At 66.3% G+C, this 21,260-nt stretch carries 20 protein-coding genes; 17 read left to right on the forward strand and 3 right to left on the reverse strand.

The genetic code is table 11. The features are described 5' to 3' along the window. Positions 1 to 25: 25 nt before the first annotated feature. Positions 26 to 865 (reverse strand): universal stress protein, encoded by an 840-nt coding sequence (locus tag N8I71_RS14960; protein WP_262878811.1) that lies wholly within the window; start codon positions 863 to 865, stop codon positions 26 to 28. A gap of 211 nt (positions 866 to 1,076) precedes the next feature. On the opposite strand from N8I71_RS14960, the gene ccoN reads away from it, so the two are divergent. The 9 genes from ccoN to ccoS all read left to right on the forward strand — a co-directional run bounded on the left by ccoN (position 1,077) and on the right by ccoS (position 9,848). Beyond that, entirely contained in the window at positions 1,077 to 2,678 is a 1,602-nt protein-coding gene (gene ccoN / locus N8I71_RS14965; protein WP_262878812.1) for a cytochrome-c oxidase, cbb3-type subunit I, read from the forward strand. 14 nt (positions 2,679 to 2,692) lie between these two features. Then, positions 2,693 to 3,424, forward strand: coding sequence for a cytochrome-c oxidase, cbb3-type subunit II (ccoO, locus tag N8I71_RS14970; protein ID WP_262878813.1), 732 nt, complete (start codon positions 2,693 to 2,695; stop codon positions 3,422 to 3,424). Positions 3,425 to 3,439: 15 nt separating this feature from the next. After that, positions 3,440 to 3,655 carry a cbb3-type cytochrome c oxidase subunit 3 gene (locus N8I71_RS14975; RefSeq protein ID WP_262878814.1) on the forward strand — a complete coding sequence of 72 codons (216 nt, stop codon included), beginning with the start codon at positions 3,440 to 3,442 and terminating at the stop codon, positions 3,653 to 3,655. Continuing rightward, positions 3,652 to 4,566 carry a cytochrome-c oxidase, cbb3-type subunit III gene (gene ccoP / locus N8I71_RS14980; RefSeq protein ID WP_262878815.1) on the forward strand — a complete coding sequence of 305 codons (915 nt, stop codon included), beginning with the start codon at positions 3,652 to 3,654 and terminating at the stop codon, positions 4,564 to 4,566. Before N8I71_RS14975 ends, ccoP begins: the two co-directional genes overlap by 4 nt. 298 nt (positions 4,567 to 4,864) lie before the next feature. Further along, entirely contained in the window at positions 4,865 to 5,293 is a 429-nt protein-coding gene (locus N8I71_RS14985; RefSeq protein WP_262878816.1) for a hypothetical protein, read from the forward strand. Between the two features lie 255 nt (positions 5,294 to 5,548). Next, positions 5,549 to 6,970: a cytochrome c oxidase accessory protein CcoG gene (gene ccoG, locus N8I71_RS14990; protein ID WP_262878817.1), complete on the forward strand. Its 1,422-nt coding sequence runs from the start codon at positions 5,549 to 5,551 to the stop codon at positions 6,968 to 6,970. Next, positions 6,967 to 7,452, forward strand: coding sequence for a FixH family protein (locus N8I71_RS14995; protein ID WP_262878818.1), 486 nt, complete (start codon positions 6,967 to 6,969; stop codon positions 7,450 to 7,452). Before ccoG ends, N8I71_RS14995 begins: the two co-directional genes overlap by 4 nt. Before the next feature lie 22 nt (positions 7,453 to 7,474). Continuing rightward, a complete protein-coding gene (locus N8I71_RS15000; RefSeq protein WP_262878819.1) occupies positions 7,475 to 9,682 on the forward strand; it encodes a heavy metal translocating P-type ATPase in 2,208 nt (735 codons plus the stop codon). Positions 9,683 to 9,689: 7 nt separating this feature from the next. After that, positions 9,690 to 9,848, forward strand: a complete 159-nt coding sequence (ccoS, locus tag N8I71_RS15005) for a cbb3-type cytochrome oxidase assembly protein CcoS (protein ID WP_262878820.1) — start codon at positions 9,690 to 9,692, stop codon at positions 9,846 to 9,848. 63 nt (positions 9,849 to 9,911) lie between these two features. Here the strand turns inward: ccoS and N8I71_RS15010 are convergent, their stop codons facing one another. After that, positions 9,912 to 11,318 carry a D-alanyl-D-alanine carboxypeptidase family protein gene (locus N8I71_RS15010; protein ID WP_262878856.1) on the reverse strand — a complete coding sequence of 469 codons (1,407 nt, stop codon included), beginning with the start codon at positions 11,316 to 11,318 and terminating at the stop codon, positions 9,912 to 9,914. 338 nt (positions 11,319 to 11,656) lie between these two features. Between N8I71_RS15010 and hemF the strand changes: the two genes are divergently transcribed. The 5 genes from hemF (at position 11,657) to N8I71_RS15035 (ending at position 16,818) form a co-directional block, all read left to right on the forward strand. Continuing rightward, complete coding sequence (hemF, locus tag N8I71_RS15015) at positions 11,657 to 12,538, forward strand: oxygen-dependent coproporphyrinogen oxidase (RefSeq protein ID WP_262878821.1); 882 nt, start codon at positions 11,657 to 11,659, stop codon at positions 12,536 to 12,538. A 321-nt stretch (positions 12,539 to 12,859) separates the two neighbouring features. Beyond that, complete coding sequence (locus tag N8I71_RS15020; protein ID WP_262878822.1) at positions 12,860 to 13,957, forward strand: Gfo/Idh/MocA family protein; 1,098 nt, start codon at positions 12,860 to 12,862, stop codon at positions 13,955 to 13,957. Between the two features lie 7 nt (positions 13,958 to 13,964). Next, entirely contained in the window at positions 13,965 to 15,509 is a 1,545-nt protein-coding gene (locus tag N8I71_RS15025) for an N-acetylneuraminate synthase family protein (RefSeq protein ID WP_262878823.1), read from the forward strand. Continuing rightward, entirely contained in the window at positions 15,506 to 16,120 is a 615-nt protein-coding gene (locus N8I71_RS15030; protein WP_262878824.1) for an HAD family hydrolase, read from the forward strand. The genes N8I71_RS15025 and N8I71_RS15030 overlap by 4 nt, the downstream gene beginning before the upstream one ends. Continuing rightward, positions 16,117 to 16,818: an acylneuraminate cytidylyltransferase family protein gene (locus N8I71_RS15035; protein ID WP_262878825.1), complete on the forward strand. Its 702-nt coding sequence runs from the start codon at positions 16,117 to 16,119 to the stop codon at positions 16,816 to 16,818. The genes N8I71_RS15030 and N8I71_RS15035 overlap by 4 nt, the downstream gene beginning before the upstream one ends. Positions 16,819 to 16,885: 67 nt before the next feature. Here N8I71_RS15035 and N8I71_RS15040 read toward each other — a convergent pair whose 3' ends face one another. Further along, positions 16,886 to 18,283 (reverse strand): hypothetical protein, encoded by a 1,398-nt coding sequence (locus N8I71_RS15040; protein ID WP_262878826.1) that lies wholly within the window; start codon positions 18,281 to 18,283, stop codon positions 16,886 to 16,888. Between the two features lie 162 nt (positions 18,284 to 18,445). Here N8I71_RS15040 and N8I71_RS15045 point away from each other — a divergent pair, with 162 nt between their 5' ends. The 3 genes from N8I71_RS15045 to hisH are packed head-to-tail and all read left to right on the forward strand — an operon-like array spanning position 18,446 to position 21,185. Then, positions 18,446 to 19,771, forward strand: a complete 1,326-nt coding sequence (locus tag N8I71_RS15045) for an N-acetyl sugar amidotransferase (protein ID WP_262878827.1) — start codon at positions 18,446 to 18,448, stop codon at positions 19,769 to 19,771. Beyond that, entirely contained in the window at positions 19,771 to 20,544 is a 774-nt protein-coding gene (gene hisF, locus N8I71_RS15050; RefSeq protein ID WP_262878828.1) for an imidazole glycerol phosphate synthase subunit HisF, read from the forward strand. The genes N8I71_RS15045 and hisF overlap by 1 nt, the downstream gene beginning before the upstream one ends. After that, on the forward strand, positions 20,541 to 21,185 hold the full coding sequence (gene hisH / locus N8I71_RS15055) for an imidazole glycerol phosphate synthase subunit HisH (RefSeq protein WP_262878829.1): 645 nt from the start codon (positions 20,541 to 20,543) through the stop codon (positions 21,183 to 21,185). Before hisF ends, hisH begins: the two co-directional genes overlap by 4 nt. Positions 21,186 to 21,260 lie beyond the last annotated feature (75 nt).

Genomic DNA, 21,260 nt, shown 5'->3' on the forward strand with positions numbered 1-21,260 from the left:
CTCTTTGTTTTCAAGCCCTTCCGCGTCAGTGGGCCATGAAGACCGGCACCTTCGCATGCTCGAGCATGTTGCGTGTCGCGCCGCCCAGGATCGCCTCGCGGAAGCGGGAATGGCCGTAGGCGCCCATCACCAGGAGATCGGCATCGATGTCCTCGACATGCCGGGCGATCACCTCGCTGACGCGCGGCAGGGTCTGGGGCTGAAGGCAGACCTCCACGTTCGCGCCGTGGCGGGTCAGCATCTTCGACAGCTCGGCGCCGGGATCGGCCGTTTCGGACCCGTGCCGCTCGGGCGCGACGATGCAGATCGAGACCTTCTTGGCCGCAACGAGAAGCGGCAAGGCACGGCGCACCGCGGCCAGCGCTTCGGGAGAGTCGTTCCAGGCGATGACCACGGTCTCCGGGGTCAGGACGGGGGGGGCGCCCTCGGCCAGCACGATCACCGGGGCGTGGCCCTGGAACATGGCGGCCTCGACGACCACCGGGGCGTCGGCCGGAAGGTCTTCGCCGTAGGGCTTGGGCAGCACCACGAGGTCCGAGAAGCGGGCCCTGCGCGCGACGATGGTGGTCACGCTGGCGGACTGCGCCACCATCGCCTCCACGCCCCAGCTGATGGATGCCCGGCCAAGACGCTCGCGGGCAATCGTCTCGATCCGGCCGGCCTCCGCCTGCGCCTGGGCGAGGGTTTCCTCCAGCATCAAGGCCGTGGCTCCGGCGAAATAGTAACCCGTCTGGGTACGGTCGATTCCGATACACAGAACGTCGAGATGCGCTCCGGCCGCGTCTGCCACGCTGATCGCAGCGTCCAGAACCGGTTCGGCGTCGTCGGTTTCGGTCAGGATCGTGAGAATGCTCTTGTAGGCCATTGAACCCTCCTCGGTGCCTTTCCGGACACTGATAGGATGAGGCGGTCTGCGGCACCTTGACCTGCGTCAAGCACTCAACCTCAGGTTTTGACATGGATCAATGCCCGGCCATTCGTCATCCGCGATGTGGAGGCAGATGGAACAGCTCTGGATGGCTGAGCCCGAGTCGTAGTGGGCCCGTCGGAACCGGAGCATGACGAAGGGACGATCAATGCTTGATTACCTGAAGCTAGCGATCCTTGGCGTCGTCGTGGTGTGTGCCGCGATCGCCGCCAACTACGCAAGGGACGCGGCCTATCTCGTCCACGCCCTGCTCATCATGGCGTCGGCGGGTGGCGTGTTCTTGTGGCAGCTGCGCCGCACGGGCGAGCCCAGGGTGCCGGCACCGGCCAACGAATACATGGACGGTCCGGTTCGGGCCGCCGCGATCGCCACCGCCTTCTGGGGCGTCGTAGGCTTCCTGGTCGGTGTCACGATCGCCTTCCAGCTGGCCTTTCCCGTGCTCAACTTCGAGTGGGCGCAGGGCTATCTCAACTTCGGGCGGCTTCGTCCCCTCCATACCTCGGCGGTGATCTTCGCCTTCGGGGGCAACGCGCTTCTGGCGGCTTCGTTCTACATCGTGCAGCGGACGTCCGCGGCACGTCTGTGGGGCGGCGGGCTGACGTGGTTCGTGTTCTGGGGCTACCAGCTCTTCATCGTCATGGCGGCGACCGGCTACCTTCTGGGCTCGACGCAGGGCCAGGAATACGCCGAGCCCGAATGGCTGGTGGACCTGTGGCTGACGATCGTCTGGGTTGCGTTCCTCGCCGTCTACATGGGCACGCTCCTCAAGCGAAAAGAGCCGCACATCTACGTCGCGAACTGGTTCCTGCTGAGCTTCATCGTCACCGTCGCGATGCTCCATGTCGTCAACAACCTGCAGATCCCCGTCTCGATCTTCGGCTCCTCTTCGGTTCCGGTGATGTCGGGCGTGCAGGGCGCGATGACGCAGTGGTGGTATGGCCACAACGCGGTGGGCTTCTTCCTGACCGCCGGCTTCCTCGGCATGATGTACTACTTCATCCCGAAACAGGCCGAGCGGCCGGTCTACAGCTACAAGCTGTCGATCATCCACTTCTGGGCGCTGATCTTCCTGTACATCTGGGCCGGTCCGCACCACCTGCACTACACCGCGCTCCCCGACTGGGCCTCGACGCTCGGCATGGTGTTCTCGGTCGTGCTGTGGATGCCCTCCTGGGGTGGCATGATCAACGGCCTGATGACCCTCTCGGGGGCATGGGACAAGCTTCGGACCGACCCGATCCTGCGGATGATGGTGACCTCCGTCGCGTTCTACGGCATGTCGACCTTCGAAGGCCCGATGATGTCGATCCGCGCGGTCAACTCGCTGTCGCACTACACCGACTGGACCATCGGCCACGTGCACTCCGGTGCGCTCGGCTGGAACGGGATGATCACCTTCGGGATGCTCTACTACCTGTTCCCGAAACTGTGGAACAAGCAGCGCCTCTACAGCCTCAAGGCCGTCTCGTGGCACTACTGGCTCGCGACCATCGGCATCGTGCTCTACGCCGCCTCGATGTGGGTGACGGGGATCATGGAAGGCCTGATGTGGCGTGAAGTCGACGCGCAGGGCTTCCTCGTGAACTCCTTCGCCGACACCGTCGCCGCGAAATTCCCGATGTACGTGGTCCGTGGCCTGGGCGGGGTCCTGTTCCTCACCGGTTCGCTGATCATGGCCTGGAACCTCTGGATGACCGTGAAGAAAGGCGAGGTCCGCAAGGACGCGCCCGTCGCGGCACCGGCAGAATAAGGAGGGCCTGACAGATGGCTAACCTCGACGGTCACAAGAAGATCGAAACCAACGCGACCCTCCTTCTGGCGCTCAGCTTCCTGGTCGTCACCGTGGGTGGCATCGTGGAAATCGCCCCGCTGTTCTACCTGGAGAACACGATCGAGGACGTGGAGGGCATGCGCCCCTACTCCCCGCTCGAGCTCGCCGGCCGGGAGATCTACATCCGGGAGGGCTGCTATGTCTGCCACTCCCAGATGATCCGGCCCATGCGGGACGAGGTGGAACGCTACGGGCACTACTCGCTCGCGGCCGAAAGCCAGTACGACCATCCGTTCCAGTGGGGCTCCAAGCGGACGGGTCCGGACCTCGCCCGCGTGGGCGGCCGCTACTCGGACGAGTGGCACGTCGATCACCTGCGCAATCCGCAATCGGTGGTCCCGGAGTCGGTGATGCCCTCCTACGGGTATCTCGCCAATGCCGAGATCGACGGCGAATACATCGCCGACCTGATGCGGACGCACCGTATCGTGGGCGTGCCCTACACCGACGAGATGATCGCCGAGGCGCGTTTCGACTTCGTGCAGCAGGCGACGGACTTCGGTGACAGTGGTGTGGTCGAACGCTACCCCGGTGCGCAGCAGCGGGACTTCGACGGCAACCCCGCGGTAACCGAGATGGACGCGCTCGTGTCCTATCTCCAGATGCTCGGAACGCTGGTCGACTTCTCGACCTTCTCCGAAGACGAAGCTCTGGCGAGCCGGTAAGGGAGGACCTGAACGATGGAAGACACCTACACCATCATGCGGGTCTTCGCGGGAAGCTGGGGGATGATGTTCCTCCTCCTGAGCTTCCTCGGAGTGATCCTGTTCACGCTGCGACCCGGCAGCCGGCAGGTGCACCGCGACACCGCGAACATCCCGTTCCGCTATGACGACCGGCCGGCCGGGGACGACGAGCCTGCCATGACCCGCCAGTTCAAGGAGGCGCGGCAATGACCGAAGACAAGAACAAGCACCCCGAGGAGCAAGTCCTCATGGAGGGTGATCCGGATACCACCGGCCATTCCTGGGACGGCATCAAGGAGTTCAACAACCCCCTTCCGCGTTGGTGGCTGTGGACCTTCTACGCCTGCATCGTCTGGGGGATCGGCTACACGGTGCTCTATCCCGCCTGGCCGCTGATCAACGGGGCGACGCCCGGCATGCTCGGTTTCTCGACGCGGGCCAACGTGGCCGACGAGATCCAGCGCTTCGACGACATGAACGCCGACATCCGTCAGCGGATCACCGAGGTCGAGCTTGCCGCGATCAACCCGACCGACAACCCGGATCTCTACAACTACGCGATCCAGGGCGGTGCCGCGACCTTCGCGACGTGGTGCTCTCAGTGTCACGGCTCGGGCGCAGCGGGGGTCCAGGCCTCGGGCTATCCGAACCTGCTCGACGACGACTGGCTCTGGGGCGGCACCATCGACGAGGTGCATTACACCATCAGCCACGGCATCCGGAACGAGGACGATCTGAACGCCCGGTATTCCGAGATGACCGCGTTCGAGGGCATCCTGACCGAGGAAGAGATCGGCGCGGTCGTGCAATACGTCCGCAACATCTCGGGGCAGGAGCATGACGGCGCGCTGGTCGAGCTCGGGGGGCAGGTCTTCTACGACAACTGCGCCGCCTGCCACATGGACGACGGGACAGGCGACCAGTTCCTGGGAGCGCCCAACCTGACGGACGCGATCTGGCTCTATGGCGGATCGGAGGATGCGATCGAGTACACGGTGCGCAATGCCCGCTTCGGCGTGATGCCGCCGTGGTCGGCCGACGCCTCCGAGGTCGGGCGCCTCTCCGAGGCCGAGGTCCGCTCGGTCGCGGTCTACGTCCACTCGCTTGGCGGCGGCCAGTAGGCCCCCGCCCCAAGAATCCGGCGACCCCTCCCGGTCGCCGGATCGGCACCGGTCCCGGTCCTGTTCGCGCGTTTCCTACGGGACCGGTGCCTACCTTCCTCCTCAATCCAGAGACCTCCCGAGCCCGGCCAGCGCCGGGTTTTTGAGTTTTTCGCCGTGGCTGAAATGCGGCGGAAACCCTGGGCCATGCCGAAAAATTCCCCGGATTTGATTATTTTCGGTCGTCAGCCGGTCCCGATGCGACCGCGATCGGGCAGCAGTTTCCCTCGCAGAAAAATTGTTTACGAGGGATCATGCGATGAAGCGTGTTGCGGTTTTTGTCAGTGCCGAGAGCGGCGCAGTGACGGTGGACTGGGTCGTCCTTACGGCCGGTATCGTCGGCCTCGGGATGGCGACGATGGGGGTCGTGTCGGGCGGTGTGTCGGATCTCTCCGGGGACGTGGACACGCAGCTCACCGACCAGGAGATCACGACCGAGTTCGCCGCAGCTGGCGGCGTTGACTGGGTCAGCGGCCAGTGGGAAATGAACAACCCCGGCATCTACGAGGAATACACCGGCTGGATGGCCGGTTTCGAGGACCAGCAACTCCTCAACCACATGAACAACATGGCGCAGTACTCCGAAGCGCCTCCGGGCTCTGGCCACCCGGTCGATACCTACCACGACGAGTACTGGATCGCCCGCGACGAGGCCATCACGCGCGGCCTCGTCGATCCCAACGCCTGAGACAGGACCCGGCCGGGCAGGAAGCTGCCCCACCCATACTCCGCCCGGCTGGAAGGCGCCCCCACCCGCGGGGGCGCCTTTTTTTATGTTGCCGGCGCCGGGCTGCGCCCTGTGCGCAAGCGCCGCAGGCCCATGGTTGGCAAAGACAATTTTCTCCTCCGGGGGGTTGATCCACGTCAAGGAGCAAGCGCCCCCCGCGTCCTAAACCCATCGGGCGCAGAACAGTGACGATCAGATCGAAAGAGTGATTCCGACATGAGTGCCACCGAAGAGCCGCAAAAGCTCTATGCCTCCCGTGAGCCCGTTTTTCCCAAGCGTGTCTCGGGCCGGTTCCGGAACCTCAAATGGGTCATCATGATCGTCACGCTGGGCATCTACTATGTCACGCCCTGGATTCGCTGGGACCGCGGCCCGAACCTGCCCGACCAGGCGGTGCTTCTGGATCTCGGCGGCCGGCGCTTCTTCTTTTTCTGGATCGAGATCTGGCCGCACGAATTCTACTTCGTCGCGGGTCTCCTGATCATGGCGGGCCTCGGCCTGTTTCTCTTCACCTCGGCGCTGGGTCGCGTGTGGTGCGGCTATTCCTGCCCGCAGACGGTCTGGACCGATCTCTTTTTCACCGTGGAACGCTGGATCGAGGGGGACCGAAACGCGCGTCTCAGGCTCTGGCGGCAGGGCTGGGATTTTCACAAGATCCGCCTGCGCCTGACGAAATACATCGTCTGGCTCCTGATCGCGGTGGCCACCGGCGGCGCCTGGGTCTTCTACTTCGCCGATGCCCCGACGCTCTTCATACAGCTTGTCACGGGGCAGGCGGCCTTTGTCGCCTACACCACGATCGGCATCCTGACCTTCACCACCTTCGTCTTCGGCGGCTTCATGCGCGAGCAGGTCTGCATCTACATGTGCCCCTGGCCGCGCATCCAGGCCGCGATGATGGACGAGGACACGATCACGGTCGCCTATCGCGACTGGCGGGGTGAACCGCGTGGCAAGGGCAAGGACCGCGAGAACCTCGGCGACTGCATCGACTGCAACGCCTGCGTGAACGTCTGCCCCGTGGGCATCGACATCCGCGACGGCCAGCAGCTGGAATGCATCACCTGCGCACTGTGCATCGACGCCTGCGACGACATCATGGCCAAGGTCGGCAAGCCGCGCGGCCTGATCGACTACATGGCGCTGACCGACGAGGCGAACGAGCGCGCGGGCAATCAGAAGAAATCCGTGTGGAAGCACATCTTCCGCCTGCGCACGATCATCTACACCGTTCTGTGGTCGGCGATCGGCGTCGGCCTGACGGTTCTGCTGTTCATCCGCTCGGACATCGACGTGACCGTCGCGCCGGTCCGCAACCCGCAATTCGTGATGCTGTCGGACGGGTCGATCCGCAACACCTACGATGTGCGGATCCGGAACATGACCCACGAGAACAGCGTCTTCGAGATCACGCTCGTCTCCGACCAGCCGCTGCAGATCGAGCTCGAGGGACAGGAGAACAACACCGTCGAGGTTCCTGTCGACAGCACGCTTCTGCAACGGGTCTACGTCATCGCACCCGCGGGCAGCGCGGCGGCGGACGAAAACCTGACGAATTTCAGGTTCTGGGTCGAGGACCTGAGCACCGAAACGCGCACCTATCAGGACACCACATTCTTCGGGAGGGATCTGGAATGAGCAGCGAGACCGAGGCGCCTGCGCCGCGCCGCGAACTGACCGGCCGAAAGGTCCTCGCCATCTTCGTCGTCGGCTTCGGCATCATCATCGGGGTCAATGTGTTCATGGCCTACAACGCCATCTCGACCTTCCCCGGCATGGAGGTCTCGTCGAGCTATGCCGACAGCCAGACCTTCGATGACCGCCGTTTCGCGCAGCAGGCGCTGGGCTGGAACGCCTCGGTCGCCATCGAGGGCGACACGCTGGTCCTGACGCTGGTGGACGACGCCGGACGCCCGGTCTACCCGGCCGAGCTCAACGCTCTCCTGACCCGGCCGACGAACCAGACCGAGGATCAGATCCTTGTTCTGGATCGAGGACCGAACGGGACGCTGACCGCGCCCGTCGAGGTCAGCGAGGGGCGCTGGCGTCTGCGCCTGACGGGGACGGCGCGCGACGGCACGGACTATCGCCACAACATCACGTTCCAGCTTCGCGGCTAGGCCGCCGGAGGGCCCGCCCATCATGACCGCCACCTTCGAGCACGGCGCACTGGAACACGCGGAACGGGCAAGGCCCGGTGTCTGCGCGGCCTGCAACGTCGCCCCGGCGGCCGAGCACCTGGCCGAGTTGCCGAAGGACGCGACGCTCATGCTGTCGCTGCCGGGCATCCACTGCGCGGGCTGCATCTCGGGGGTCGAGAAGGCGCTGAGCGCCGTGCCGGGCGTCCGCTCGGCGCGGGTGAACCTGACGCTGCGCCGCGCGGCGGTGGAGGCAGGGCCCGAAGTCACGGCGGAGACCCTGACCCAGGTCCTCGACCGCGCGGGCTACGAGGCGCACGAACTCGATCCCGGCACGCTTGCCACGACCGCCATGGACCGGCAGGGACGCGACCTCCTGATGCGCCTGGCCGTCGCGTTTTTCGCGATGATGAACGTCATGCTCCTGTCGGTCGCCGTCTGGTCGGGGGCCGAGGGCGTGACCCGCGACATGATGCACTGGATCAGCGCGGCCATTGCGATCCCGGCGGTCATCTTCGCCGGACAACCCTTCTACGTCTCCGCGCTCGGTGCGCTCAGGGGGCGTCGGCTGAACATGGACGTCCCGATCTCGCTGGCGATCCTGCTCGCGGTGGGCACCTCGCTCTACGAGACGATCATGTCGGGGCATCACGCCTATTTCGACGCGGCGATCATGCTGTGCTTCTTCCTTCTGGGCGGGCGTTATCTCGATCACCGCACGCGGGCCTCCGCGCGGTCGGCCGCGCAGGAACTGGCCGCGCTGGAGGTGCCGCGCGCGCTCCGCATCACGGCCTCGGGCGAGGAGACGGTGGCCGCCGCCGACCTCGCGGTGGGCGACATCGTGCGGGTGAAGCCCGGCGGGCGCATCCCCGTCGACGGGATCGTGACCGAGGGCACCTCCGAGCTCGACCGGTCGCTGATGACGGGCGAGAGCCTGCCCGTCTACGCGGGCCCCGGCACGGCCGTCAGCGCGGGCGAGGTGAACCTCACCGGACCCCTGATGATCGAGGTGAAGGCGGCGGGCCGCGACACCTCGCTCCACCGTATCGCGGACCTCGTCGCGGTGGCCGAGTCCGGTCGCGCGAACTACAACTCTCTCGCCGATCAGGCCGCGAAGCTCTACGCGCCGGGGGTTCATATCCTGTCCGTAGCCGCCGCCGTCGGCTGGTGGCTCTACACGCAGGATCTGCGCATCGCGCTGAACATCGCGGCGGCGGTTCTCATCATCACCTGCCCCTGCGCGCTGGGCCTCGCCGTGCCCGCGGTGACGACGGCCGCCTCCGGCCGGCTCTTCCGCAAGGGCCTTCTGATCAAGGACGGTACCGCGCTCGAACGCCTGTCCGAGGCCGATACCGTCGTCTTCGACAAGACGGGCACCCTGACCACAGGCGCGCCCGAGCCCGTGGCCCTCGACGATCTCCCGGAGGAGGCGCTGCGCGTCGCTCTGGCGCTGGCCGAGAGTTCCTCCCACCCGCTGGCCGAGGCGCTGGCGAAGGGTCTGCGCGCCCGGGGTCTGCGCCCCGCGCGCGTGATCGACGCGAGCGAGGTTCCGGGCTACGGGGTCGAGGGCATCTGGCGGGGCGAGACCGTGCGCCTTGGCCGCGCCGCGTGGCTCGGCGCGGAGGCGCCGGACGTGACGGCGACCTTCCTGAAGATCGGCGAGGGCGCGCCCCTGACCTTCCGCTTCACCGACACGCTGCGCGAGGGCGCGGCCGAGACCGTCGCGGCCCTGAAGGCGGGCGGCAAGCGCGTGATCCTGATCTCGGGCGACACCAGGGGCGCGGTCGAGAGCTTCGCCTCCCGCATCGGCATCGACGAGGTCATCGCCGAGGCGCTTCCGGCCGAGAAGGCCGCGCTGGTCGGCGATCTGTCGGCGGGCGGCGCAAAGGTTCTCATGGTCGGCGACGGGCTTAACGACACGGCTGCGCTTGCCGCCGCGCATGTCTCGATCTCGCCTGCCTCGGCGCTCGATGCCGCGCGGACGGCCTCCGACATGGTCCTGATGGGCCGCAGCCTCGCCCCCATCGCCGACGCGATCACGACCTCGGGTTCGGCCGCGCGCCGCATCCGCGAGAATTTCACCATCGCCACGGTCTACAACGTGCTGGCTGTGCCTCTGGCCATCGCCGGGCTTGCCACGCCGCTGATCGCGGCCTTGGCCATGTCGATGTCTTCCATTACGGTCTCGCTCAATGCCCTGCGGCTGAAGTGAGAGACGAATGGACGTCCTCGGCATCCTCATCCCGGTCAGCCTGTTTCTCGGGCTTGTCGGCCTCGCGGCGTTCTTCTGGATGCTGAAGCGCGGCCAGTTCGAGGACCCCGAGGGCGACGCGAACCGCATTCTCAGCGACGACTACGACGACCACCCGAAGATCTGAGCGCACCGGAGTTCCCGGGAACTCCGCCCCGCCTTCCAGAAACCAAACGTCACCGTCACTTGGTCAGGGGCCGAAGGTCTCGCATGACATGTTGCGAGCCGAGAGGCGGGCGCAGGCGCGGGCGGCCTGCTCCTCGGTCATGCCGGCAAAGCGCGCCTCGTATCCGCCGTTGCGCTGGACGACGCGGCGCAGCGCCTCGTCGAACGTGCCGAGTTCCGCCAGCGCCGTCTGCAGGAGAAGACGCTCTGCCGCGTGATGCGAAGGCTGACGCCCCAGCGACACGCCGAAAAGCCGCGATCCGGTCGAGGAGGCGCGGGTGACGACCTCGGGTTGCGCCGGCAATGGGCGCGGCGGAACGACGACCGCCGACTCCGGCCCGGGGCGCGGCAGTGGCATTCGGTCGGGGTCGGAGGAATCCAGTGCCGCCGTCAGTTCGTCCTCCGCGGGCTCCAGCGCCTGGGTCAGCGCCTCGGCCACGGCTTCGGGCGCGATGGCGGAGGGGCGCGGGGCAGGCGTGATCGACCGTTGAACCGGCGCGGCCGAGGCGGACGCGGTTTCCGCGGCCGTCAGGGCCTCGCCCACGGCTTCGCCGACCGCCTCGCCTATGGCCGCGATCAGTTCGGGCGGCGGGGCGGGCAGGGGGCGCTGAACGGGGCGCAGACTGCGCGCCACGAGGCCGGAGGCCGGATCGTCGGTGTCGACGGGATCCTCGTTGTCATAGGTGGGAAGGCCCGGCGCGCGGATCGTCGCGTTCGCCGGCGCACGGGCGAAGCCCATGTCGAGAAGTTCCATGATCCGCTGGTTTCGCCACGCGGCCGATCGTCCGCCGAACACCGTGGCGATGATCCGCACCTGCCCGCGCTGGGCCGAGGAGACAAGGTTGAACCCGGCCGCGCGGGTGTAGCCGGTCTTGATCCCGTCGGCGCCGGCATAGGCGTTGAGGACGGCGCGGTTCGTGTTGCGGACCGTCGCGATCCCGGCGTTGTCCTCGCGGCGGGAGAAGATGTTGTAGTACTGCGGGTAGTCGTAAACGAGCCTCCGCCCCAGGATCGTCATGTCCCGTGCGGTCGAGAGGTGCCCTTCCTCGGTCAGGCCATGGGCGTTGCGGAAGGTCGTCCGCGTCATGCCGAGCGCCCGCGCGGTGCGGTTCATCCGGCGGGCAAAGGCGGCCTCCGAGCCCTCGATCGCTTCGCCGATGGCGGTCGCCGCGTCGTTCGCCGACCGGATCGCGGCCGCGCGGATGAGGAAGCGGAAGCGGATCGTGGAGCCTGCGCGCAGACCGAGTTCCGAAGGCGGCTCGGCCGCGGCGTTTGCCGATATGCGCACCTCGGTGTCGAGATCGATCTCGCCCAGGCGCACCGCCTCGAAGGCGATGTAGAGCGTCATCATCTTGGTCAGCGAGGCGGGGTGCAGCCGCGTGTCGGCGTTGCGCGAATGCAGCACCTCGCCGGTGCGCGCATCCATCACCATGGCGGCATAAGGGGCTGCCCGCACCGGACCCGCGAGGGCCAGGCACACGACGAGGATCAGCCCAAAGAGGGCGGTCGTGAAACGTGTGGTGGTCACGAAACTGCTCGTTCCTGCCTATGTGTGCCGTCTGTCGCGGCTTTCTTGCGGCACCTTAGGCAAAACGGCATCGGAAATCCACTGCCGAAATCGGCCTTTCGCCGCATTTCTCCATGTGACGTCCGGTTGCAACGCCGGTCGCCCCGGGACGCGGCCACATGCCGCGAGAGCGACGATTGTCCGCGTGGCATCCCTCGCCTCCAGGTGGTAACGAAAGGCAAAGAGACCGAGGAGTTCCGGCCATGAAGGACATATTCGACGACCGCAAATCCCGCGCGTCCGCCTGGTTCCGCACGCTGCGCGACGAGATCGTCGCCGCCTTCGAGGCGCTGGAGGACACCCAGGGTGGCGATTTGCCCGCAGGCCGGTTCGAGGTGAGCGAGACGCGGCGCCACTCGGACGACGGCTCGGACGCGGGCGGCGGCCTGATGAGCGTGATGCGCGGTGGCCGCGTCTTCGAGAAGGTGGGCGTCAACGTCTCCACGGTATACGGCCAGCTCGGCGACCGCGCGGTGCAGGCGATGGCGGCGCGCAAGGACCTGTCGGGGCTGAAGGATGACCCGACCTTCTGGGCCTCGGGCATCAGCCTGGTCGCCCACATGCGCAACCCGCACGCGCCGGCCGTCCACATGAACACGCGCATGTTCTGGACCCCCGTGGCGTGGTGGTTCGGCGGCGGCTCGGACCTCAACCCCGCGATCGAGTACGAGGAGGACACGGCGCATTTCCATGCCGTCCTCAAGGACCATTGCGACCGCCATCAGCCCGACTACTACGACCGGTTCAAGGCCTGGGCGGACGAGTACTTCTACGTTCCCCACCGCCACCGCGCCCGCGGCGTGGGCGGCATATTCTACGACGATCTGAACACCGGCGACTGGGACGCGGACTTCGCCTTTACCCAGGACGTGGGGCGCGCCTTCCTGCCCGCATTCGTGCCCTGCGTGGAAAAGCGCCGTCATACCGAATGGACCGAGGCCGACCGCGAGGCACAGCTGGTGCACCGTGGGCTCTATGCCGAGTACAACCTGGTCTACGACCGGGGGACGAAATTCGGGCTGGAGACGGGACACGACGCAAACGCGGTCCTGATGAGCCTGCCGCCTGTCGCGAAGTGGACGTAAGGCGGACGGAGCCACGCCCGACCTTCCCCGATCGCGGGGACCGTCCGTTGCCCACTTGGGTCCGGCCATCGTCACGGCATCGCGGCGGGTTCCGAGGGATCTGTCGCCGTGGTGCGCAGGTCCCGAGGCCCTTGCGGGAAAGAGCCGCGAACGGGGAATGACGCGGGCTCGTGCGGGGGCACCCGGAAAGGCCGAAGGCCGTCGTTTCGCTTTTTTGCCGGCGCCTGCCGATGGGGCTTCGGTCCGAAGTTTGATCTGGAAGCGAGAGGCGCGTTCAAGTAGCAGGGACGCCAATAGGCAAGGCGCGGGGGCAGTCCTCAAATGATCGGAAACGTAAAGATCTTCGGGGCGGGATCGATCGGCAATCACCTGGCGAACGCGTCACGACGGCTCGGCTGGTCCGTCACGATCTGCGACATCGACCCCGGTGCGCTCGCGCGGACAAGGGAAGAGATCTATCCATCGCGCTATGGGGCCTGGGACGAGGCGATCACGCTCTGCACTCCCGAAGAGGCGCCGAAAGGCGGGTTCGACCTGATCTGCATCGGGACGCCGCCCGATGTGCACATGGACCTCGCCCTCGCATCGCTGGAGGAGAAACCGGCCGCGATCCTCGTCGAAAAACCGTTGTGCGGACCTGGCCTCGAAGGGGCGGAGAAGCTGCGGCAGGCGGCGAAGGATGCAGGCGTGCGGGCCTTCACCGGATACGATCACGTCGTCGGCGCGGCGGCGGAACGCGCGGGCGCGCGCGGGACCTCCGGGGATTTCGGGCAGATCATGACGCTCGACGTCGATTTCCGCGAGTACTGGGGCGGCATCTTCTCGGCCCATCCCTGGCTTGCGGGCCCTTGGGAGACTTACCTCGGCTTCTCTGCCCGCGGTGGCGGCGCCAGTGGCGAGCATTCCCACGCGATCAACCTGTGGCAGTATTTCGCCCACCAGATCGGCGCGGGCCGGGTCACCGCGGTCTCGGCTCGGATGGACTGGGTGCGCGACGGGCGCGTCGACTACGACCGGCTGTGCGCGATGCACCTCGAGACGGAAAGCGGCCTGATCGGCCAGTGCACGCAGGACGTGGTGACGAAGCCGACCCGGAAGTCCGCCCGCCTGCAGTTCGAGGGCGGTTTCGTGGAATGGCAGTGTGGCGCCGAACCGGGCATCGACCGGGTTGTCGAGGCCATGGACGGCAAGACGCCCGAGACCTTCGATGTCTCCAAGACACGGCCCGACGACTTCATCCGCGAGTTGTCCCACATCGACGCCTGCCTCGATAGCGGGGCGGACAGCCCGATCTCGCTCGACCGCGGGCTGGAGACGATGCTGGTGATCGCGGCGGCGCACCTGAGCGACCGGACCGGCCGGCGCGTGCGCATCGACCATGAAAAGGGCTGCCGCCCGGAAGCCCTATCGACGGAGTGAGGCAGGAATGACCGAAAACAACTTCGATTTCCGCGACCTCTTCGTTCTCGATCTCGCCAACAACCACCAGGGCGATGTCGAGCACGGCAAACGGGTCATCCGCGAGCATGGAGCGGCGGTGGCCGAGGCCGGCGTGCGCGCCGCGATGAAGTTCCAGTTCCGCGATCTGCCTGACTTCGTTCACCCCGACGACCAGAAATCCTCGACCAACAAGCACGTGCCGCGGTTCCTTTCGACGCGCCTGCCCTGGAAGGCCTACGAGGAGATGCTGGCCGAAGTGCGCGCGCAGGGCATGCTGGCCATGTGCACGCCTTTCGACGAGGCCTCGGTCGCCCAGATCGAGCGCATGGGCTTCGACATCATCAAGGTCGCGAGTTGCTCGGCCGCCGACTGGCCGCTGCTCGAGCGCGTGGCCGCCTCCGGCCTGCCGGTGATCGCGTCGACTGGCGGGCTCACCATCCAGGAGGTGGACGCGCTCTACAGCTTCCTGCAGCACCGCGCCTGCGACTTCGCGCTGATGCATTGCGTGTCGATCTACCCGACGCCGGACGACGCCTGCAATCTCGGCAACATCGCCGAGTTCAAGGAACGTTACCGCGGCGTCGTGATCGGCTGGTCGACCCACGAGAACCCCGCCGATACCGTCCATGTTGGCCTCGCACAGGCGCTGGGCGCCGAGATGTTCGAGCGTCACGTCGGCGTGCCGACCGACGACATCACGCTCAACGCTTATTCCGCGACACCCGATGAGACGCGCGACTGGCTGGCCGCCTGGACACGCGCGCGGACGATCATCGGCAGCCATTCCCGCGGCGCACCCCGCCCCGAGGAGGCCGAGGCAATCGACGGGCTTGCGCGTGGCATCTTCGCGCGCGGTCCCATCGAGAAGGGGCAGGCGATCCGGGCCGAGGACGTCTATTTCGCATTCCCGCGGCGCGAGGGGCAGCTGGCCTCGGGCGCATGGACGGATGGCATGGTGGCCACCGCCGCGATCGCGGCCGACGCGCCCCTGACGCCCGAGGCGGTCTCTGTCCCCGAGCGCGGGCGCGAGGCGGTGCTGAAACGCGCCGTGCACGAGGTGAAGGCGTTGCTGACGAAGGCACGGGTCCCCCTGAACCACGATTTCACCACGGAGTATTCGCATCACTACGGGGTGGAGCGCTTCAACGAGGTGGGCGCCGTCCTGATCACAGTGGTCAACCGCGAATACGCCAAGAAGATCCTTGTCCAGCTTCCCGGACAGTCGCATCCGCTGCATTACCACAAGCTGAAGGAGGAAACCTTCCTCGTGGTCTACGGCGATCTCAGCATCGAGCTCGACGGCCAGGTGCGCACGCTGGTTCCGGGTGACACGCTTACGGTGCGGCCGGGCGTCTGGCATCGCTTCTGGACCGAAGGCGGCTGCATCTTCGAGGAGATCTCCACGACCGCCCATCGCGGCGACTCCGTCTACCGGGATCCGGCGATCAACCGGCTGGAACATTCCGAGCGCAAGACGGTCGTCGACCACTGGGGTCGCTTCCAGCTGAACGAGGCACTCAAGGCACGATGACGCTCGGGTGCGATATCGTTGTTTTCGATTTCGACGGCACGCTCGTGGAGTCGAACGCCATCAAATCCGAGGGATATGACGTCATCGCGGCCCGGTATTCCGGCGGTCCCGAAGCGATGCGCGACGCCCGCGCCATTCCCGGCGCGGACCGCTACACCGTGGCCGATCGCTTCGCCGCCCTTCTCGGCCTGCCCGAAGCGGAAGGGGCCCGGATCGCGGAGGACTATACGCGTCTTGTCGATGATCGCGTGACGGTCGCGCCCGAGATGCCGGGCGCGACCGTGCTTCTTGAAACCCTGCGCGGATTGGGGGCGGATCTGCGCGTCAGCTCCGCCACCCCGCTTGTCTCGCTGGAGAGGATCGTGGACGCGCGCGGATGGGCGCATCACTTCGACGGGTTGCACGGCCGCCCGGCGACGAAACCGGAGACGCTTCGCCGTCTGATCGGCGAACACGGCGTGGCGCCCGGACGCATCGTCGTTGTCGGCGACGGCGAGGACGACCGCGACAGCGCCGCCGAGTGTGGCGCGCGCTTCTTCGCGGTGGGCGACCGGCTCTCCGGTTGCCGGCTCTACGCGCTCGACGAGCTCCGGGAGGTCCTGACGCAATGATCGGTGGGCGCCGCGTCCTTGCCGTCGTGCCGGCCCGGGGCGGCTCGAAGGGCATTCCGCTCAAGAACCTGCGCGAGGTCGGAGGCCGTTCGCTCGTCGCGCACGCGGCCGCTGTCGCCGCCGCCGTGCCCGAGATCGACCGAAGCGTGGTCTCGACCGATCACGAGGGCATCGCGGCCGAGGCCGAGGCCCACGGCCTCGCCGCTCCGTTTCGCCGGCCCGAGGCGTTGTCCGGCGACCGCGTCGGCGATTGGGAGGTGCTGCACCACGCCCTGATCGAGATGGAGCGGATCGACGATTGCCGCTACGACATCGTGGTCATGCTGCAACCGACCTCGCCGCTTCGCACGGCGGCCAACGTGCGCGACACGGTCGTGAAGCTCGTCGAGGGCGGCCATGATGCCGTCTGGACGGTGTCGCCCACGGACCTGAAATACCATCCGCTCAAGCAGCTGTCGGTGGACGACGGGCGGATGTCCTTCTTCGATCCGCGCGGCGCCGGCATCATCGCGCGCCAGCAGCTTTCGCCGGTCTACCACCGGAATGGCGTGGCCTACGCGTTCACGCGCGATTGCCTGTTGCACCACGGCTCGATCATGGGGCCGGACACAGGCGCCGTCGTGATCGAAGACGTGCATGTGTCCATCGACACCCTGGACGACATCGAGTTGGTCGAGGCACACCTGCGGCGCAAGTGATCGCCGCCCCGCCGTCGCCGGCGCATCATCCGCCCGGGCAGAGCCCCAGCGGGGCGGTCTACACGCCTCATTCTTCGAGCAAGCTCGCGCAGAGCTCGGCAAGCCTCCGGTCATAGGCCTTGCCGTCGTGAAACAGGATGTAGTTTCGTTCCCTGTCGACCCGGTCGCGGTCGATGGTCTTGCGTCCGTCCCAGGCGGCCCGCATCAGGGGTTCCACGTCCGATTTCTCGCGGCAGAACGAAACGGTGTGGATACGCTCGACCCCGCGGAAATGCTCGGAGCGTTCCAGCACCGTCTTCTGGTTCGTCACGTGTTTTCCGTCGTCATAGGTCAACGCGACGAACTGTTTTCCGAAGATCGTCGCCTCGATCAGCATGGAGGTAAGCCCGCCCAGGGTGAACTCGGCATTGGCGAGGAGACGGGGGTACCAGGACAGATCGGGCTGGAACCCCGTGTGTCGTTCCCCGGTCAGGTGCCTGTCCGCGAGCTGGGGATCGAGGATGACGTTCTCGAGCCGGGTATCGGCGATGGTGTCGCGGCTCTGGCGCCAGGGGTGCGGGCGATACACCAGCTTGACGCCCTGCCAACGGACGGGGTCCGCCGACATGATCGCATCGATATGCTTGAGCGCCTCGACCTCGTCGAAGGCGAGGGAGGTGCCGAGAAAAAGGATGTAGGGGTGGTCGAAAGGCGACGGAAGCTCGGTATCGCGTGCCTCGAAATAGGCATCGAAGCGCGGTGTGCCGAGAATGGTCACGTCGGCCGCGTCGTAGGACTGGATGTCGGTCGCGTGGCCCAATGTCTGTTCGCCCCAGACCGCCAGGTGGTCGGGGCGCTGCATCAGGACCGCCTTGCTCGAGAGATTGTCCCAGTTGTCGATCAGGAAGAGGCTCGGCACGCCGTCCTTCTGGGCCTGGAGGATCATCTCGTTGCCGTCGGGCTCGTAGGCGTTGGACGGCGCGACCAGCAGATCGGGCCGCACCTGGGCGAAGGCGGCGGCGATGTCGGGCGATGGCTTGAGCGTATCGATGAACATCCGGCGGTAGAGCGGGAAGACAAGCCGCGAGCCGAGGATCCGCAGTCTCAGGCGACGATAGGCGATCCCCAGCCGTTCGCGAAACGCGTCGAAATTCTTCAAGATCGTGTCGGGGCGCCATGGCTGATAGGCCCGTTTTGGCGCGAAGATCCGGTCCGCGCGGAACCGGAAGGTGCTCGACAGGTGCCGGAACCGCCACATGAGCACCTTGTAGATGTTCATCTGCGCCTTGGTCTTGCGCGGGTCCGACCTGAAGAACAGCACCTTGCGGTTCCCCGAGGTGACCGGAGCGGGATCGGTCAGCCTGTCCGAAACCAGGAAGGTCACGTCGGCCTCGGCCTCGAGCGCGGCCAGGGCGGCCGTGGAGAAGTAGTTCCGCACGAATTCCTGTCCGGTGACCGCGAACAGGATTTTGGGCTTCATACGCATCGCGGTCTCTCTTCCGGCTGACGCAGGCTGAGTAGCGAGCGCCGCGCCCGAACGCAAAGCGGAAAACCGCCGCCCGAGCGTTGACTTCGGCCATGCCGCGTTGTCAAACCGGGCGATCTCACGACTGACCTTGTCCAGGGTTCCCGGCCCGCTGGAGAGACGATGCCCTTCAAACCGAGCGCGCTGACGACAGACCTGCCACTCACCGACTTTGCGCCCCAGGTCAACGATCCGCCGCGCAAGTACGGCCTTCCCGCCGATATCCGGTTCTGCAGTTCTTGCGGCATGTCGAACCAGCGGCCGAATTCGGCCGTCGAGTTCAAGCACACGGCCACCTCGACGAAGACGACCATCCGTTTCGACGATGCGGGAGAGTGCGACGCCTGCAAGACCGCGCGGCTCAAGGCGACCGAGATCGACTGGGACGAGCGAGAGCGGGAGTTGATCGCGCTCTGCGACAGGTTCCGCAGCCGCAATGGCAGCTACGACTGCCTCGTGCCCGGCTCCGGGGGGAAGGACAGTTTCTACCAGTCCTGGATGCTGAAATACAAATACGGAATGAACCCGCTGACGGTGACCTGGGCTCCGAACATCTACACAGAATGGGGCTGGCACAATTTCAACGCCTGGATCCATTCCGGCATGGACAACTACCTGATGACGCCGTCGGGGCGTTCAAAACGTCTCCTGACGCGGTTGGCGGTAGAAAACATCTTCCACCCGTTCCAGCCCTTCATCATCGGCCAGAAGTGCTTTGCGCCGAAGATGGCATTGCAGATGGGCATCCCCCTCATCTTCTACGGGGAGAACGAAGCCGAATACGGGAATCCGATCGAGGACAATTCCAGCGCGAAGCGGTCCTTCGAATACTTCGCCACGGAGTCGGAGGAGAACCTCTTTCTCGGCGGCGAGTCCGTCGCCAGCCTCAAGGCGGAATTCGGTCTCAGCCAGGCCGATCTCTCGCCCTATCTGCCAAGTGATGTCAGCCAGCTGGACGCCCTCGGCGCCGAAGTGCACTACCTTGGCTACTACCTGAAATGGCACCCCCAGGCGGCCTATTACTTCGCCGTCGAGAACGGCGGTTTCCGTGCATCCCCCGAGCGGACGGCGGGAACCTTTTCGAAGTACAACTCGATCGACGACAAGATCGACGACCTTCACTACTACACCACGTACATCAAGTTCGGGATCGGCCGCGCGACCTATGATGCGAGCCAGGAGGTCCGCTCGGGCGACCTGGAACGCGAAGAGGCGGTGGCGCTGATCCATCGCTACGACGGCGAGTTCCCGGAGCGGTGGGCCGACGAGATTTTCGCCTATCTCTCGATCGACGAGAAATCCTTCCCGGTCGCCCACAAGATGTTCGAACACCCGATGATGACGCGTGAGTATTTCGAAGCGCTCACCGACAGGTTCCGGTCGCCGCATCTGTGGCAACGCGACGAGAACGGATGGTCGCTGCGGCACCGGATCACGCAGGAGGCGTGATGCGGAACCTGCGCGTCATCGCCCGGCTTGACGTCAAGATGGGCAAGCTCATCAAGGGCGTGCAGATGGAAGGCTGGCGAAAGGTGGGCGACCCGGCCGAGTTCGCCGAGCGCTATGCCGAGGCGGGCTGCGACGAACTGATCTTCATGGATGTCGTGGCCAGCCTCTACGGGCGCAACACCCTGGTCGACACGCTGAAGGAGACGGCATCGCGGGTCTTCGTGCCGATGACGGTGGGCGGCGGCGTTCGGCAACTCGGAGATGCGGAAACGCTTCTGAAATGCGGGGCCGACAAGGTCGCCATCAACACGGCTGCCACGCAGAACCCGGACCTCGTCAACGCGATGTCGGAGACCTTCGGGGCTCAGGCGACCGTGATCTCGATCGAAGCCGTGCGGCAGGGATCCGACTGGCACGTCATGACGGACAACGGCCGCAACAAGACCGGCCTAAGCGCGGTGGCATGGGCAAAGGAAGTCGAGGATAGGGGCGCCGGCGAGATCGTCCTTACCGCGATCCACACGGAAGGCATGGGCAAGGGGCTCGATCTCGATCTGGTCCGGGCGGTTTCGGATGCGGTGCGCATTCCGGTGATCGCCGGTGGCGGACTTGGCGACCCGGACCATCTCAGCGCGCTCATCCGCGGCACCCAGGCCTCGGGCGTCTCCGTGGCGCAAGCCCTGCACTGGGGTCGCGTCAGCATGGAAGACCTGCGCGACGTCCTGCGCGCCGAGGGCTGTTCGGTGCGCGATCTCGTGGAGGGGCCCGCATGACAGGTCAGACCTGCGTCGTCGTCGACTACGGGAGCGGCAACGTCTACTCGGTGCTGCACGCGCTCAAGCGGATCGGCGTGGATGCGTACCTGACGAGCAGCCATACCGCCATCGCGGGCGCAAGCAGGGTGATCCTGCCCGGTGTCGGCGCGTTCGGCGACGTGATGACGAAGTTGCGCGAGACGGGTCTCGACGAGGCGGTCGTCCGCCACATCGAGGCCGAGAGGCCGTTTCTGGGCATTTGCGTCGGGATGCAGGTGCTCATGGAGACCGGCAAGGAGTTCGGGGATCATGCGGGCCTCGGCGTGGTGCCGGGAACGGTCGAAAGGGTCCCCGAAGCCGTGCCGGGATTGCCACCGATGCGCGTGCCGATCATCGGCTGGCACCCGGTCCAGCCCAGCGAAGGTTCGGACTGGGCGGATACGCCCTTCCCCCAGGAGGCCCGGACGCCCTTCTACTATTTCGTCCACAGCTACAGCGTACGGCCCGCCGACCCGGGCCATCTCTGCGGCGAGATCGCCGTCGAGGGGCGCGCCATCGCCGCGGCCTTGCGCAAGGACAATGTCTTCGGCGTGCAGTTCCATCCGGAACGGTCCGCCGGCGAGGGGCAGCGGTTCCTGCAACGCTTCATGGCGTTCTAGCGGGGTTTTGGCGGCCGTGGGAAACGGTTGAACCTGACAGGCGAATTCCGTAGGGGAAGCGCGAACAACGGTGGT

Origin of the sequence: Roseicyclus sediminis (genome assembly GCF_025515305.1) — a bacterium.
Lineage (GTDB): Bacteria > Pseudomonadota > Alphaproteobacteria > Rhodobacterales > Rhodobacteraceae > Roseibacterium > Roseibacterium sediminis.